The organism is Cohnella lubricantis (assembly GCF_014212015.1).
GTDB classification, from domain to species: Bacteria; Bacillota; Bacilli; order Paenibacillales; family Paenibacillaceae; genus Cohnella; species Cohnella lubricantis.
Genome location: NZ_JACJVN010000057.1, coordinates 37366 through 51512, shown reverse-complemented (window position 1 = coordinate 51512; position 14147 = coordinate 37366). Strand labels below are relative to the sequence as shown.

Genomic DNA, 14147 nt, shown 5'->3' with positions numbered 1-14147 from the left:
AACATGACAGAGCAAGGGTGCGATGGATGATGATACTGGAGCTCGAACGCAAGAAGGAACTATACAAGGCGCTGGTGGAGAAGCGCACGGAGTACGAGGGCATCTTCTACGTCGGCGTGACCTCGACCGGCGTCTTCTGCCGGCCGACTTGTCCAGCCCGCAAGCCGAAGTTTGAGAACTGCGAGTTCTATGAGACGGCTCAGCAAGCGCTTCTGGCCTCTTATAGGCCGTGTCAGCGGTGCCGCCCGCTGTCCCATCCGAATCACGTCTCCGATCTGGTTCGCGTGCTGGTGGAGGCGGTGGAGCAGAATCCAGAGAAGCGGTGGCGAGGACAAGACTTCAAAGCGCTGTCCGTTGACGAATCGACGGCGCGCCGGCAATTCAAGAAGCGCTTCGGCATGACGTTCGTGGAATATGCGAGAGCCCGCCGCATGGGGCTGGCCTTGAAGAGCATTCGATCGGGGGAGAAGATCATCGATACGCAATTGGCAGCCGGTTATGATTCGAGCAGCGGGTTCAGAGACGCCTTCTCCCGCATCATGGGAACGCCGCCTTCTCGGTTGGAGGACGGCCGCATCCTCAAGGCCGCTTGGCTGGATACGAGGCTCGGGCCTATGATCGCTATCGGGGACGAGGACAAGCTCTATCTGCTCGAGTTCGTGGACCGCCGCGGGCTGGAACGCGAAGTGGAGCGGCTTCGCAAACGAACGAAGGCCGCGATTATCCCGGGAGAGACGAAGCCCATTCACTCGATTGAGAAGGAGCTCGCACAATATTTCGACGGCAAGCTGACCGAGTTCAGCACCCCGCTCTATCTCATGGGGTCGCCGTTCCAGCAGAGCGTATGGGAGCAATTAAGGCAGATCCCGCCGGGGGAGACCCGCTCCTATGCCGACATTGCGGGTGCGCTCGGCAAGCCGACGGCCTTCCGCGCCGTCGCACAGGCGAACGGCGCCAATCAGCTGGCGATCGTCATCCCTTGCCACCGTGTCATTAACTCGGACGGCGGACTCGGCGGCTACGGCGGAGGCTTGGTACGCAAGGAATGGCTGTTGACACATGAGAGACAGAGCGGCTAAGCATACCATTCTTCACTTCGACAAGACTGGATTCGTTCAAAAATAGCCTTCGTCCGCCCATCGACGGACAAAGGCTATTGCCAATTTCGAACCGGAGTCCTCGCCGCGTGACCGCAACCACCGGTACGGCGGAGCGTTCAATCCATAGGCATCTCCGCGCACCAATAGCGCAGGAGCGAAGAGAGAAGGGCGCTCTGTCACCCCCCGAGCCCCGTCGGCGTTCCCCTCACCATCACCAGCAGCTCTCTCCGGTGCGTCAGCACGAGCAGGAGCGAGCTGCACAGCCAGAACCATTGGATCTCGGGACCGTAGTCGGCCCAGAATACATAGCCGGAGAGCAGCAGCATGCCGAGCACGACCATGAACGCATCCAGCTGCACGGTGAGCGGCTTACCTCTGAGGAACAAGCGGAACACGACCTGCAGAACCGCCAGGATGACGGCAAGCGCGAGCGAGGCCGAGAAGTGCGTGAGCCCGCTCCAGACGCCGAACGTGACCGCGATCGCCTTGCCGCCCCTCCAGCCGAGGAACGGGGAGAAGGCATGACCGAGAATCGGCGCTGCCGCGACGGCAATGAGCCCGTAACCCGTCACGGTGCCGGTGTTCACGAGCAGCGCGAGCGGAAGATACCCTTTGAGGAAATCCAGAAAGATCCCCGCCAGCCCATACCAATGCCCCGCCGCCCGCCACAGGTTGGCCGCTCCGGGATTGCCATCGCCTTCCGCCCGCAGGTTGTGGCGCAAGACCAGCCCCAGCCAATAGGAGAACATGAAGGATCCGCATAGAAACGACGCCGCCGTCCATAGGATGATCATCGGTCCTGACTGCCTCCCACTTCGACGTGTCTGCCCTTCCAAGCGACCCGCTTCCGGACCGTCACCTGATAAGCCGAATTCAGGATCATGAGCAGGAAGAAGATCGTGCTTAGGAAATGCAGCACCGGAATGATTATCCCGAATCTTCCCGTGTACTTCATGAAATAGAAGAGCTGCGCCGTGTACAGCACATACCCGGCCGCCAGCGGAAGCCCCCAGGACGTCTGCTGGACGAACGGCGCCGTCTCCGAAGCGATCAAGCCGACGAGCCATAGGGCGACGAAGGCGATCGACCAGCCGGTCAGCTTGGCCGCGCCCAGCGCGGCGGACTTGGCGAAGCCCTGCAGCATGCCGATCAGGCCGTTCGGATACATGCGGATGGTCGCAGCGCCGTATCCAATATAAGTCGAGACAGGCACGCCGACTCGCCTGAAGCTCGCTCCCAGGGTCATGTCGTCCAGCACTTCCGATCGGACGCTCTCGTGCCCCCGCGCTTGCTCGTAATCATCCCGAGTGGTCAGAATGCAGGCGCCGTACAGTCCCTTCTCGGGATTGCGCCGCTCGAAGGGGGATGTGAAGGCGAAGACGCTGAGTACGTTCGTAATCAGCGCCAATCGCTCATAGAACTTCTCCGTATGATGGTAGGGGATGACGGAGATCGCGCCGCCGGAACGCTCCCGCGCTTCCAGCAGTTGCTCCAGGGTGCCCGGCTTCAGCCTGACATCGGTATCCATGAACGCGATCAGGTCGCCGGCCGCCTGCTGATAGCCGTTCCACACGGCCCAGTTCTTGCCCGTCCACCCTGGAGGAAGCGGCGTACCCTCCACGACCTTCACGCCGAAGCTCTCGGCTATCGCTCTCGTCCGATCTACTGAACCATCATCTACCACGATAATCTCAAATGGCCGGCAGCTCTGTGACTGAAGGGATTCCAGCAAGTGAGGCAGGTTCACTTCCTCGTTCCGGGCCGGGATAATGACAGAGAGCCGCTCCGCCCTTCGGGAAGCCTGCTCGGTACGAGGAACCGTATTCCGCCGGAACAGAACCAGCCCCGCCGCGCATCCGAGCGCGATCAGCGCCAAGGCCGCTATCTCCATGCCGCTCCCCTCCTTGTATTCTCATCATATGAATGCGGCGCCGATAATACCTCTTCGACTTCATTCGACGATGCCGCCGGATTCTCCTCCCTCTCCATAAATGAACTAAAAAAAGGCCGGAGCCTAAGCCCCAGCCTTCTGCCAAAGTCCTAATCGATTAATCGCTTCCGGTACCACTTCTCCCCGCGGAAGCGAAGCAGGAAGATCAACCCGCGGACGCCCCATTCGCAGTTCATCGCCATCCAGACGCCGATAATGCCGAAGTCCAGCACAATGCCGAGCACGTAACCGAGCACGATGCGGAACAGCCACATCGACAGCAAGGAGACGATGGACGTGAACTTCGAGTCTCCCGCCGCCCGCAGCGCCGACGGCATCAGGAAGCTGATCCCCCAGAGCGGAATCTGCGCGACGGCATTAATTAAGGTAATGGTGAAAATGTCGTCCACGATCTCAGCCGGCGGATGGAACAGCTGAACGATCGGGTAGAACAACGGCAGCATGACGAGCGCCATGACGATGAAGAACATGGACGACAGTCCCAGGAACGACTTCGTGTACTTCCGCGCATCGCGAATGTTCCGCGCGCCCATGCATTGCCCGATGACCGTAATGGTCACGATGGACAGCGCGTTGGCGGGCACCTGGTAGACGGCGGCGAATGTGCTGGAGATCGCGTTCGTCGCCAGCGCATAGGTTCCCATGCTGACGACGAACACTTGGGTCAACAGCTTGCCGCCGTTGAAGAAGATCTGCTCGGCGGCGAACGGAAGGCCTGTCGACATAATCTTGCGAACCATGGCCAGGTTGACGTAGAACGCATCGCGAATGCGGAAGCGGAGTTCCGAATCGATTCTCACCAAGTAATAGATCGCACACGCCGCTCCCAGATACCGAGCCGTATTCATCGCGATCGTCAGGCCGAGCACGCCCATATCGAGCAGGTTGATGAAGACGAAGTTCAGCAGCACGAACGAGAAGTTCATGATCAGAGACAAGAACAGCGACGGGCGCGACCTGCCGATTCCTCTCAGCGCGCCGCACACCGCCTCGAAGATGGCAATCCCGAGATAGGACGTGCAGCTGCCGATCAGATAGGTTCGGCCGTTGGCCAAGACATCCTCCGAAGCCGACCCGAACAAGGCGTTCAACGTCGGCGTGTGGAACGCGATCATCAGCAGGCCGATCGCAGCTGCGAACAAGGCGACCGTCGAGACGGTACTGGCGGCCGCTCGCGTGACCATCTGCGGATTGCCGCTGCCCTTGAACTGGGCGACCAAGACGGTTCCGCCGGTGGAGACGGCTATGAAGATGAAGATTAAGAAAAAGTTCAGCGAGTCGATCATATTGACCGCGCTGACCGCCGCCACGCCCGAAGAGCTGATCATGGCGGTGTTGATCAGATTCAGCCCGACGATGAACGCTTGGTCGATCAGAATCGGTAGGAAGAGAGCGATGATCTGCCGATAATCGAACAATTCGCCCGACAGCCGTCTCTCCAGCATATGGTGAACACGAGTACGAACAAGGGCTTGAGCCATGTCATCACATTCTTCTCTGCAAAGTCTCGTTGATACTAACATCGGCTCCCCAAGCTGTCAAAGGCGTTTCAGGCTCGGAATCGGGGCGCAGAGACTCGCTTTGCCCCTTGCTATTATCTGCGCATTAACAGGTCGATTGATTGCTCCGGATTGCTTCTCTATGCTCAGAGATTCGAAGAGCTGCTTAGCGCCGCGATCTCCTCCGGCGTCAGCGTCCCGTTGTAGACCCGCAGATCGTCGAGCATCCCTTGGAATGGAGGATCCCACCAGTTGACGCCAAGAGCGAAGCTGCCGCCGCTGTTCGAGAAGATGTCCGGGAAGCTCGTGCCGGAGAACCTCTCGACTCCGTTCACATAGACTTTGGCCGCGCCCTTCTCCGCTGTGATGGCCAGATGAGACCATTCGCCGATGCCGATCGTCATCCCCGTCGGCGCATCATACCAAGGATCGCTTCCCGACCAGAGCATCGTGTTGCCGTTCGCCGGCCCTTGGGGAAGAAGGCTGATCCAGTGGTTCGGATCTCGGGCGCCGAAGAAGGTCGTCGTGTAGGTGGACAGCGCTTCAGGCTTCACCCACAGCGATACAGAATAGCTGTCGCCATCAATCAGATCATCCGGCAGCCGAATGCCGGAGCTTCCGTTGAACACGGCCGCCTGGCCGCTGATGCCTGCCGCGTACGTAATCGCGCCGCCGGTATTGTCGATACGGTTACCCGTCACCGTTCCGGCGCCGAAGCTGCCCGTCTGGTCCTGCAGGCCGCCTTCAAATGCGTAGTTGGCCGTTAGACTCGCGGTCTGCCGCGGCAGGACAGTGACTGTGAATGCTCTAGAGTCTGTCACGCTGCCTTTGGCAACAGTTGCTGTCAGAACGGCTGTCGCAGGCTCCGAGCCTGCGGTCGGACGATGCACCGTCCCGTCCGACTCGACCGCTTGATCGTCGGAGGTCTGCCAAGTGATAACGGCATGTCTCGTCCCCTCAGATGGAAGTATCAGATCGGCGCTGACTTGCGCCGTATCGCCCAGATCGATGTCATTCAGCACGTTGGCGACGACTTCGCGGTCCGTGAGGTCCTGCTGCCGGACGCCCCAGACCGATACGCCCTGATCAGACATCGCGGTGAACGTCATGACGAATTGCCGCGCATCCGGGTCCCAGCCCCGGACGAATACGCCCTTGTACGTCTCCCCATCGATCTCAATCTCCGAGTAGGAAGGGCCGCGCTTCTGCCATCTGCCCGTCTTGTCGCCGGTGATGGTGTGATTATTGTTCAGCGTAATGTATACGGAGCGCTCGATGGCCGGGGATGTCGACTTGCCGTGACTGACGAATTTGTACTCCCCGGCGATGTCGGATGTCCCTACAGCCTCAAGCGTCTCGCCGGCGTACCTAAATGGAGCGGCCACCGGCCAATTGTCCTCGTTCATGAACATCTGGTGCACGCGGACCTCGTGATACTCTCCCTGCTGCGGGAACCGCGTATGGAAGATGAGGAACTGCCGGCCGGTCGATTCGTCCTGATAGACGGAATTGTGTCCCGGCGAGACATAGCCGACGCCGATTCCCGTGCCGGGGTCGCCTGCCAGCCGTTCGAATAGGTAGTTGCCCATCAGCTTGTTGCCATATGGATCGTTCGATGTATTGCCTGGCAGCACCGCGCTCTGTCCCTGCGCGTCAACGTACGGCCCCGTCGGCGAAGTCGAGCGGAATTGCCTCATATTGTAGCCGCCGTTCGCCGCCAGCCCTCCGTATGTCATGTACAAGTAGTAATAGCCGCTTCGCCTGTCGTAGACGATATAGGGGCCTTCCCCCGACTTCGTGAACCCGCCGGCGATCAGCGTTCCGAAGTAGCGGTCCACGGGTCGGCCGTCGGCGGTTGTCCCGTCGGAGCCCGGATACTTCGGCAATCCGGTTGCCGGATCGATCTCCAGCGCGAAGATGCCGCCGGACCAGGAGCCGTAGGCCATCCACAGCTTGCCGTCCTTGTCGTAGTAGTGAGCCGGGTCGATCGCGTTGGGATAAGCGCTGTTCTTGTATGAGCCGTCGGCGTTAAACCAATTGCCGGCTCCATCCAAGGTTCCGTTGTCCACCAACGCCTTGATGTTGGTGTTAGTCCATTGCTTGTTGATCGTGCTGTTCGCGTCGTACGCCTCATTCCGGGTGAACCCGGAATAAATAATCGTATCGACATATTCATACGGCCCTTCGATAGTCGGTGAGGAAGCCACGCCGATCGCGGAGCGGATATAAGTGGAAGAAGCCGAATAGTAGATCAAATAAGCGCCGCGGGTGCCGTCCTTATTGACGAAGTCCGGGTTCCAGAACACGTCCGGCGCCCATACCGCGAATCCGCCACTGCTGTCGGAATCGTTCTCGCCGGCCCATGCGAACGAGCCGGCCAGATTGCCGGACAGATCTCCATACAGCGTGTTGCCCGGCGTCGTATAGCCGTTGGTGAACCCCGTCCAGTTCATCAGATCAGTCGACTTCGCCGCCTCGATATGCGAGCCGAAGACGTAGAAGGTGTCCCCTGCCTTCACGATCGATGGATCGTGTACCGACACTTCCGAGAATGTCGGAGTGGTTGGCGCTGACTTGGGCGGTGTTCCCAGTCTTGCCGGATCTGCCGATCCGGCAAGTGTATCCGATCCTCGCGAGTTTGCCAATTCAGCCCACGCGGCCGATGGCAGCATGATGACTAGCGCTAGAAGTCCGAATAAGATGCTCGTTCCTTTCCGTCTCATTCTCCAACGTTCGCCTCCTTCATCATTAACAAGCCGATCAGGTGATACGAAGAATTCCCGTTGCTGCTTCAGTCCCTCCTCTCCCAAACATCAATAGAATAGAACCATCCAGCCTATCGATGATGCCAAATCTAGAATATAGGACTCTGAACCAGAAATCAACGTATTCATTAATATGTTTATATTTTTGTTAACCATATAAAAAACCCCGTTTGCCAGCACAGCAAAGCAGGCGCCGGAGCGGATGCTCCGACGCCTGCCGATTGCTTGCCCGATCGCTATTTACTGCTTCACAATCTTCGACGGATTGTTGATCTTGTACGGCACCGGATGCTTGGTCAGCTTCTTGGCGACGACCTTCGCATCGAAGGCGATCGTATCGCCTTCGGCCAGCTCCAGCTTCTTCAGCGTCGCGCTATAGCTGGACCAAGCATCGCCGAGCTCGATCGCCGGTTCGGCGATGGCGACCGCGTCGTAGATGACCACTTCGTCATCCGTGTCGGAGAAGTGGTTCGGCACCGTCGTGAACGCCTTGACGGTCGCGGTCATTCTCACCTTGTCCTCCGGAAGCTCTAGCTTCTTCGCCTTCGGCTTGGCTGCCTTCGCGGCCGGCTCAACAGGCCTGTGTGCCGCGGCTGCTGCGTTCGCCGCTGTCCCTGCCTCGCTCGGCCTCGTGCCCGCCGAATTCGCCGAGCTCGCTGCCGAATCCGCTTCTGCCTCGGAATCCGCCGACACGGACGCTGCCCCCGCTTCCGCCGCAGACTCCGCCTCGGCCTCCGATTCCGCTCCCGTCTCCGCGCCAGACTCCGCCTTCGCCGCGAAGCGCTGCCCGAAGGTCGACGCCTGCATCTCCTTCAGATAAGACGGGTGAATGCAGTGCTTCTGCTTGTCCGCGAACTCAATGACCGCCGTCAGCTTGTCGACATAGCCGACGATCTCGCAGGCTTCGTTCATGCCGTTGCCCTTGTAGTAGAAGGTCTTCGCCTTGGAAGCCTTCTCCGACAGCAGCCCCCACTCCTTGCACTTGTCCAGCAGCTCCGCCTCATGATCGAAGGCAATATAGGACGGCGGCTCGATGAAGAATGCGTGAACCATCCGTGATCCCTCCTTGTCAGCTTGTCTTCCTGAGCAGCATCGATTGAAAATGCGGTCTCCCCGGCCCCATCTCCACCGTGTGGAAGTCCTCCAGCCCGAACTGCCCCTGCGCGATCCGCTGAATCGCCTCATCTTCGTACATCGCGAAGAAGCGCTTCGGCTCGTAATCGTCCTTCTCCCAGATCCCTTCGGACTCCTCGCCGCCGTAGACGCCGCAGAAGAACAAGCCGTTCGGCTTCAGCACCCGGCGAATCTCCCGCAGCACGCCGTCCAGCTTCGCCTTCGGGACATGCAGCAGACAATTCAGCGCGAAGACGGCGTCGAAGGAGGCGTCCGGGAAGTCCAGCTCATAGAAGTCCATCACCCGCGCGCGCAAGCCCTTCTCCCGGCAGAGCCGAATCATCTCCTCCGACAGGTCGGTCGAAGTGACATCCAGCCCCTGACTCTGCAAGTAGAGGCTGTCCCGACCCGGCCCGGCTCCGATCTCCAGCACAGACTCGCGGCCCTCTTGTTTGGCTTGGAGCAAGAATCGCTCGCGCTCCTCCCATTTCCAAGGCTCGATGCCGCTGCGGTCTCTATGCTCAGCGTGATTGTTGTACGCTTGCTTCAATATCATTTTCTCCACGGATTCCATGGGTACGCATCACCTCATCACTAGATTCGATGCGATCTGACACGTTTCCTGCGCATATGAGCTCGTTATAGCACAAAACCGGCCCTAACAGGCCGGTTCGATCCGTTATTCCCAAGGATACTTCGTCACCAGGTAGTCCGCGAACTTCTTGCTCTCTTCCCGCCGGATCTTCCTCAATTCCTTGCGCTGCGGGGCGGTCTCGAATAGCTTCTTCTCCTCCTCCGTCTCCGGCACCACTTGCGGCACGAAGATCGGCTTATCGTCGTCGCCGATGCCGACGAAGGTGAGGAACGAGGTCGCGGCAATTCGCCGTTCGCCGGTTCTCAGATCTTCACGGATGACCTTCACGAACACTTCCATTGAGCGATTGCCCGTCCAGGAGACGAACGATTCGAGCGATACCGAATCCGTCGTCCGGATCGGCAGCAGGAAGTCGACCGAGTCTGTCGAAGCGGTAACGGCCGTCACTCGGCATAACTTCGAAGCGGTGGTCGAGGCGATATCATCAATCTGGGACATTAGATTGCCGCCGAACAAAGTATTGTGGCTGTTGACATCCGTCGGGAATACGCGGGATATCTTGAAGCAGCGGGTCTCTCTGACAAACTTCTTCTCTTTCTCCAAACCTAACTCACACTCTCTCGAATCTGTATTGGGATTATTGGCACATTGTTCCCTGATTGCAGCGGACTTATGCCCGGCGGCTCCGAACCTGCGCCAACGCCTTAGAAAAGGACAAAAACATTCCAAGGCCGCGCGGCCATCGGAACGTTATGTACTCATTATAACGCGGTTGATTCAATTCCGATAGGGATGCCCCCATATTCGTAATAAACAAAAAACTCTTCATGAAGAAGAGTTTCTTGTCCTTGCGATTTATGCGATTATTTGGCGAACATATGATTGCCGATCTTCTTCACCACGGTTACAAGCTTAACCTTCCCAGGCTCATACTTCGGGTTGAAAAAGTAGACGGCGCCAGGCACGTTATTCTCGCCTGCCAGCGCGGCTAACGCCGCTTTGAGACTATCGCTCGACGCGGTCTCCGTCAATAGCCTGCCCGCCCCTGCCGGCGGGAATTGGCCCGGCGCGTAGATGACGCCGCTCACCGTGTCCGGGAAGCTGTCGCTGCGGACGCGGTTCAAGATGACGTTGGCGACCGCAAGCTTGCCTGCGTATGACTCGTTGCCCGCTTCGATCTCGACCATCTTGGCGATCAGCGCCGCATCCTCGGTCTCGGGATCGAGGAAGTCAGGCACGACCACCTTCAACTGCTGGCCCGCCTCGATCGAGGCGTCCTCTAGTCCGTTGCGAGCCTTCAAGGCTTGGGCGGAAATAGTATACGTTGCGGCTACGACGGATAACGTGTCGCCGCTGGCAACCGTATATGCATCTGCCGCCCTCAGAACGACGGCTTTGTCCTCCGCGTTCCAGCCTACCTTAGCGTGCATCGCCTCCGCTAGTGTGCGAAGAGGGATGTAGGACGTGCCGTCCATAAGCTTCACTGCTTGCGCGATATCATACGTCTTGCCGTTGTACACGATTTGCGACCGGCCGCCTCGGAACACCAGCGTGTCGCCCATCTCATTGCTGACCGTAATCCGGCCCGTATCCGAGTCATAGGACACGCTCCAGCCCATTAATTGCGAGATCTCCTTAACCGGAGCGTAAGTGACTCCATCGTCCAACAGCGTCTCTTGGCTTAGCCGGACTTTCTGATCCTCTATGTACAAAGTGCCATTCGCGCTTGCGAACGCAGCCCCTGCACTCGCCGTCAGCAGCAGTCCAAGAGCAAGAATGGTTATTCGGAGCAGCCTCTTAATACTCGTCATCTCCTTTGGATGGAAGTACTGTACATACCGATTATTCTGTTCGATATTATACAACCATCGCTAAGGAAATTTTTAAATATGAATGTTTTTTCATGGATTCCGCCATATTGTTCCATTATTGAACGATCAGAGGGATCGACGGCTTCTCGCACCAAGATGTCCGCAACCGCTTACGTGCCGGCCTCGTTAACAGTCTTCTACTCCACGACGATAGGGAACAGCGCGCGAATAATGGTGCCCTTGCCTACGGCGCTCCTCACGGTAAGCTCGCCGTTGTGATCTTCAATGATCTTCTTGCTTACCATGAAGCCAAGCCCGGTGCCCGATTCCTTCGTGGTGAAGAACGGATCGCCCAGGTTGTTCAGCTTGTCCGGCGGAATCCCCACGCCGCCGTCGATAAACTCAATCTGAAGCCGATCGCCAACGTTCGCCGTCTGAATCTTCACCGTTCCCCCTTCCGGCATCGCTTCGAATGCATTCTTGAGGAAATTGATAAAGGCCTGCTTCAACTGATTCTCATCGCAGAGAATGTTCGCGCGGTCGGCGGCATAGTTCACCTCGAACGCAATGTTCTGCAGGTTCGCCTGCGGTTCGAGCAGCGTTACGATCTGCTTAAGCGTCTGGGTCATATCGACTTGCTCGATCTGTTCCTTGTTCGGCTTGGCTAACACCAAGAGCTCCGTGAGAATCTCCTCGATCCGATCGATCTCCTCCGAGACTACTTCGAGATATTGCTCTTTGTAGTTCGTTCGAATGAGCTTCAAGAACCCCTTGATCGCCGTCAGCGGATTGCGGATCTCGTGGGCGATTCCAGCCGCTAATTGCCCTGCGACTCGCAGCTTCTCCGCTTGAACGAGGAGCGACTGCTCCTCTCTTCTCTTGGTGATGTCCCGTATGATGGTATGCGCAGCTTGCTCGCCGTGATATCGAGTTGGAATGGAGATCGTCTCAGCATAGAAGGGCTCTCCGTTCAGCTTGAGCAGCACTTGCTCCGCCAGCTCTGCGGTGCCTCCGTTCTCCACGCGGTCCATGCGGGATTTGTTCATATCGCTATAATCCGGATGGACGAAGTCGTAGGACGGCACAGCTAGAAGCTGTTCCTTATTCTCCCCTCCGAACAGATCGACGAGGGATTGATTGATGAATCTCCACTGCCGCCCGATCGAGATTGCGATGGCGTCTGGGGAATCCTCCACCAACCTTCGATAGATCTCCTCGCGCAGCATGATCTCTTCGACGGCTTGATTCTTCTCGACACTGTTCACAATCAGGCGCGCCGCGACGAAGAAAGTAAAATGAAACACGAAGATGTATCCGAGGAAATTCCAGATGTGAATGTCCGTCGGCTGCTTGAACCGGTTAATATAGAGGAAATCCAATATTGAGTAGAGCAGCAGCCCGATCATGAAAGCGATTGCCTTAAAGGAGAAAGAGCGGCGCTTCGTCCATATCGAGCACGCGCACATTATCAAGGCAAATCCGAGAATAATCAGCAGATATTCCGGCATAACGGAAGCCGCAATCTTGATCGCTTCGATGGCAGAACGTCCATGCGAGAAGCGAAGAATGAACACAGCAAGCTGCGCAGCGGTAGAGAGAGTGAGAACGAGCACTCCCCTCTGCCAGGATAACGCAAAGAATCCGATGGTCAGCGGGACAATGCTTAGATTAAGCATAACTTCTTCCGATATACGGAAGTTAAAGAAGCTGCACAAGAATGCCGACGCCGACAAGGTCGCTATGAGTATGATCGTATTCCTCGATGTCTTGAGAACTTGCTTGTCATTGAGATTGCCCCAAATCTCCAAACCGAACAGCGGAATGAACACGCAGAGCAGATTCGCTAGGAAATAGCTTGCATCCAACATCGTCTGGTCTCCCTGAGATTGTTACGGTTAGATCGTGCCTCATTCCATATTATACCTATATATAAAATATATAAAAGTTAAAACATAGCATAATTAGAAGAAAAGCCGACCGCAGGCGGCCGGCTTGGTTGTTAAATCGCACAATATTCGGCGAGAGAACCCTCTAATAAGCCCAGTTCCCTTGGCGGAAGACCGGCTCGATCGTGCCGTCCGGCAGCTCTCCGTCAATATCGAGCTCGGCGCAGCCGATCATAAAGTCCACATGCGTGAGGCTTACGTTCGCTCCCCGCTCCAGAAGTTCCTCGCTGGACAGCTTCGTCCCGCCTTCCAGATTCGTCGGATAAGCGCTGCCCAGCGCGAAGTGGCAGGAGGCGTTCTCGTCTATGCCCGTATTGTAGAACACCCGGTTCAAGTTCGAGATCGGGGAGTCGTGCGGCACTAACGCCGCCTCGCCTAGATACGATGCGCCTTCGTCCGTCTTCAGCAGCGCCTCCAGATGCTCGCGGCCCGAGTCGGCATCATAAGCGATCACTTTGCCGTCTTGGAACGTCATCGTAATGCCTTCAACCAGACGTCCATTCAAGTTAAGCGGGAACGTGCTCTTGACCGTTCCGTTCACGCCCGTGCGGTGCGGCATCGTGTACACTTCTTCCGTCGGCATGTTCGCCACGAAGTAGACGCCCTTCTCATTCTCGCCGCCGCCTCCTCGCCACAGATGGCCTTCCGGCATCTCCACGCGCAGGTCCGTCCCCGGCGCGCGATAATGCAGGCTCTTGTAGCGCTTCGCGTTCAACTGATTCTGCCTCGTCTTCAGATTCGCGATATGCTCCCGCCAAGCGGCGATCGGATCTACCTGATTCACCCGCACCATTCGGAAGATCGCTTCCCACATCGCATCCACCCGCTGCTCCTCCGGCAGGTCGGCGAACACCTTGTTCGCCCATGCGCGTGTCGGCGCCTTGATCAGCGACCAGCTGATTCTGCTGCTTCGTGTATACTTGGAATATTCCTTGTTGGCGACAGCCGCAGCCTTGACGGCCCTCGACACCTTCGCGCCGCCGATGCCTTGGAACAGATCTGGATTCGGCACCTTAATGCGCAGGATCGCCCCGCCCTCTTCGGCGAAATGCACCATGCTGTCCGCCAGCCACTGCGGATAATAATCGAAGGAATCTTCCGTTGCCTTCTGGTAGCGGATGCGAGTAATCTCGTCATCTTCCCACTCCACTAGGACGTATTTGGCTCCCGCCTTATAGGCTTGGGCGACAATTAACCGCGTTAACTCAGCAGTCTCCATCGGGGCGTGCACGATCAGCACTTGTCCCTTCTGAATATTCACGCCGACACGAACGACTAGCTCGGCATATTTATTCAACATCGATTCGAATGATGTCATCGTTGAGCTCCTCTCTAATGGCCTATAGATTAGGATACCAAATGGCCGA

11 protein-coding genes are annotated in these 14147 nt (G+C 57.5%); 1 reads left to right on the top strand and 10 read right to left on the bottom strand.

The genetic code is table 11. The annotated features are described in order from the left end of the window. Positions 1 to 26 precede the first annotated feature (26 nt). Positions 27 to 1079: a bifunctional transcriptional activator/DNA repair enzyme AdaA gene (locus H4Q31_RS14805; protein ID WP_245347399.1), complete on the top strand. Its 1053-nt coding sequence runs from the start codon at positions 27 to 29 to the stop codon at positions 1077 to 1079. A 197-nt stretch (positions 1080 to 1276) separates the two neighbouring features. Here the strand turns inward: H4Q31_RS14805 and H4Q31_RS14800 are convergent, their stop codons facing one another. The 10 genes from H4Q31_RS14800 to H4Q31_RS14755 form a co-directional block, all read right to left on the bottom strand. Continuing rightward, positions 1277 to 1894: a glycerol-3-phosphate acyltransferase gene (locus tag H4Q31_RS14800; RefSeq protein WP_185179827.1), complete on the bottom strand. Its 618-nt coding sequence runs from the start codon at positions 1892 to 1894 to the stop codon at positions 1277 to 1279. Beyond that, complete coding sequence (locus H4Q31_RS14795) at positions 1891 to 2991, bottom strand: glycosyltransferase (RefSeq protein WP_185179826.1); 1101 nt, start codon at positions 2989 to 2991, stop codon at positions 1891 to 1893. The genes H4Q31_RS14800 and H4Q31_RS14795 overlap by 4 nt, the downstream gene beginning before the upstream one ends. Positions 2992 to 3140: 149 nt before the next feature. Continuing rightward, complete coding sequence (locus H4Q31_RS14790) at positions 3141 to 4532, bottom strand: MATE family efflux transporter (RefSeq protein WP_185179825.1); 1392 nt, start codon at positions 4530 to 4532, stop codon at positions 3141 to 3143. 164 nt (positions 4533 to 4696) lie between these two features. Continuing rightward, positions 4697 to 7273, bottom strand: a complete 2577-nt coding sequence (locus H4Q31_RS14785; protein WP_245347400.1) for a LamG-like jellyroll fold domain-containing protein — start codon at positions 7271 to 7273, stop codon at positions 4697 to 4699. A gap of 282 nt (positions 7274 to 7555) precedes the next feature. Beyond that, the gene (locus tag H4Q31_RS14780; RefSeq protein WP_185179824.1) at positions 7556 to 8368 is read right to left on the bottom strand and encodes a hypothetical protein; all 813 of its coding nucleotides are present in this window, start codon (positions 8366 to 8368) and stop codon (positions 7556 to 7558) included. Between the two features lie 16 nt (positions 8369 to 8384). Then, positions 8385 to 9002, bottom strand: coding sequence for a class I SAM-dependent methyltransferase (locus tag H4Q31_RS14775; RefSeq protein WP_185179823.1), 618 nt, complete (start codon positions 9000 to 9002; stop codon positions 8385 to 8387). A gap of 105 nt (positions 9003 to 9107) precedes the next feature. Beyond that, the gene (locus H4Q31_RS14770) at positions 9108 to 9626 is read right to left on the bottom strand and encodes an acyl-CoA thioesterase (protein WP_185179822.1); all 519 of its coding nucleotides are present in this window, start codon (positions 9624 to 9626) and stop codon (positions 9108 to 9110) included. Positions 9627 to 9886: 260 nt separating this feature from the next. Further along, a complete protein-coding gene (locus H4Q31_RS14765) occupies positions 9887 to 10834 on the bottom strand; it encodes a cell wall hydrolase (protein WP_185179821.1) in 948 nt (315 codons plus the stop codon). Between the two features lie 197 nt (positions 10835 to 11031). Continuing rightward, a complete protein-coding gene (locus H4Q31_RS14760; RefSeq protein WP_185179820.1) occupies positions 11032 to 12702 on the bottom strand; it encodes an ATP-binding protein in 1671 nt (556 codons plus the stop codon). 163 nt (positions 12703 to 12865) lie between these two features. Continuing rightward, a complete protein-coding gene (locus H4Q31_RS14755) occupies positions 12866 to 14098 on the bottom strand; it encodes an aminopeptidase (RefSeq protein ID WP_185179819.1) in 1233 nt (410 codons plus the stop codon). Positions 14099 to 14147: the final 49 nt, after the last annotated feature.

Coding starts and splice junctions, on each gene's coding strand:
- H4Q31_RS14805 (WP_245347399.1), top strand. CDS start 27: ATGATGATACTGGAGCTCGAACGCAAGAAGGAACTATACAAGGCGCTG.
- H4Q31_RS14800 (WP_185179827.1), bottom strand. CDS start 1,894: ATGATCATCCTATGGACGGCGGCGTCGTTTCTATGCGGATCCTTCATG.
- H4Q31_RS14795 (WP_185179826.1), bottom strand. CDS start 2,991: ATGGAGATAGCGGCCTTGGCGCTGATCGCGCTCGGATGCGCGGCGGGG.
- H4Q31_RS14790 (WP_185179825.1), bottom strand. CDS start 4,532: ATGGCTCAAGCCCTTGTTCGTACTCGTGTTCACCATATGCTGGAGAGA.
- H4Q31_RS14785 (WP_245347400.1), bottom strand. CDS start 7,273: ATGAGACGGAAAGGAACGAGCATCTTATTCGGACTTCTAGCGCTAGTC.
- H4Q31_RS14780 (WP_185179824.1), bottom strand. CDS start 8,368: ATGGTTCACGCATTCTTCATCGAGCCGCCGTCCTATATTGCCTTCGAT.
- H4Q31_RS14775 (WP_185179823.1), bottom strand. CDS start 9,002: ATGGAATCCGTGGAGAAAATGATATTGAAGCAAGCGTACAACAATCAC.
- H4Q31_RS14765 (WP_185179821.1), bottom strand. CDS start 10,834: ATGACGAGTATTAAGAGGCTGCTCCGAATAACCATTCTTGCTCTTGGA.
- H4Q31_RS14760 (WP_185179820.1), bottom strand. CDS start 12,702: ATGTTGGATGCAAGCTATTTCCTAGCGAATCTGCTCTGCGTGTTCATT.
- H4Q31_RS14755 (WP_185179819.1), bottom strand. CDS start 14,098: ATGACATCATTCGAATCGATGTTGAATAAATATGCCGAGCTAGTCGTT.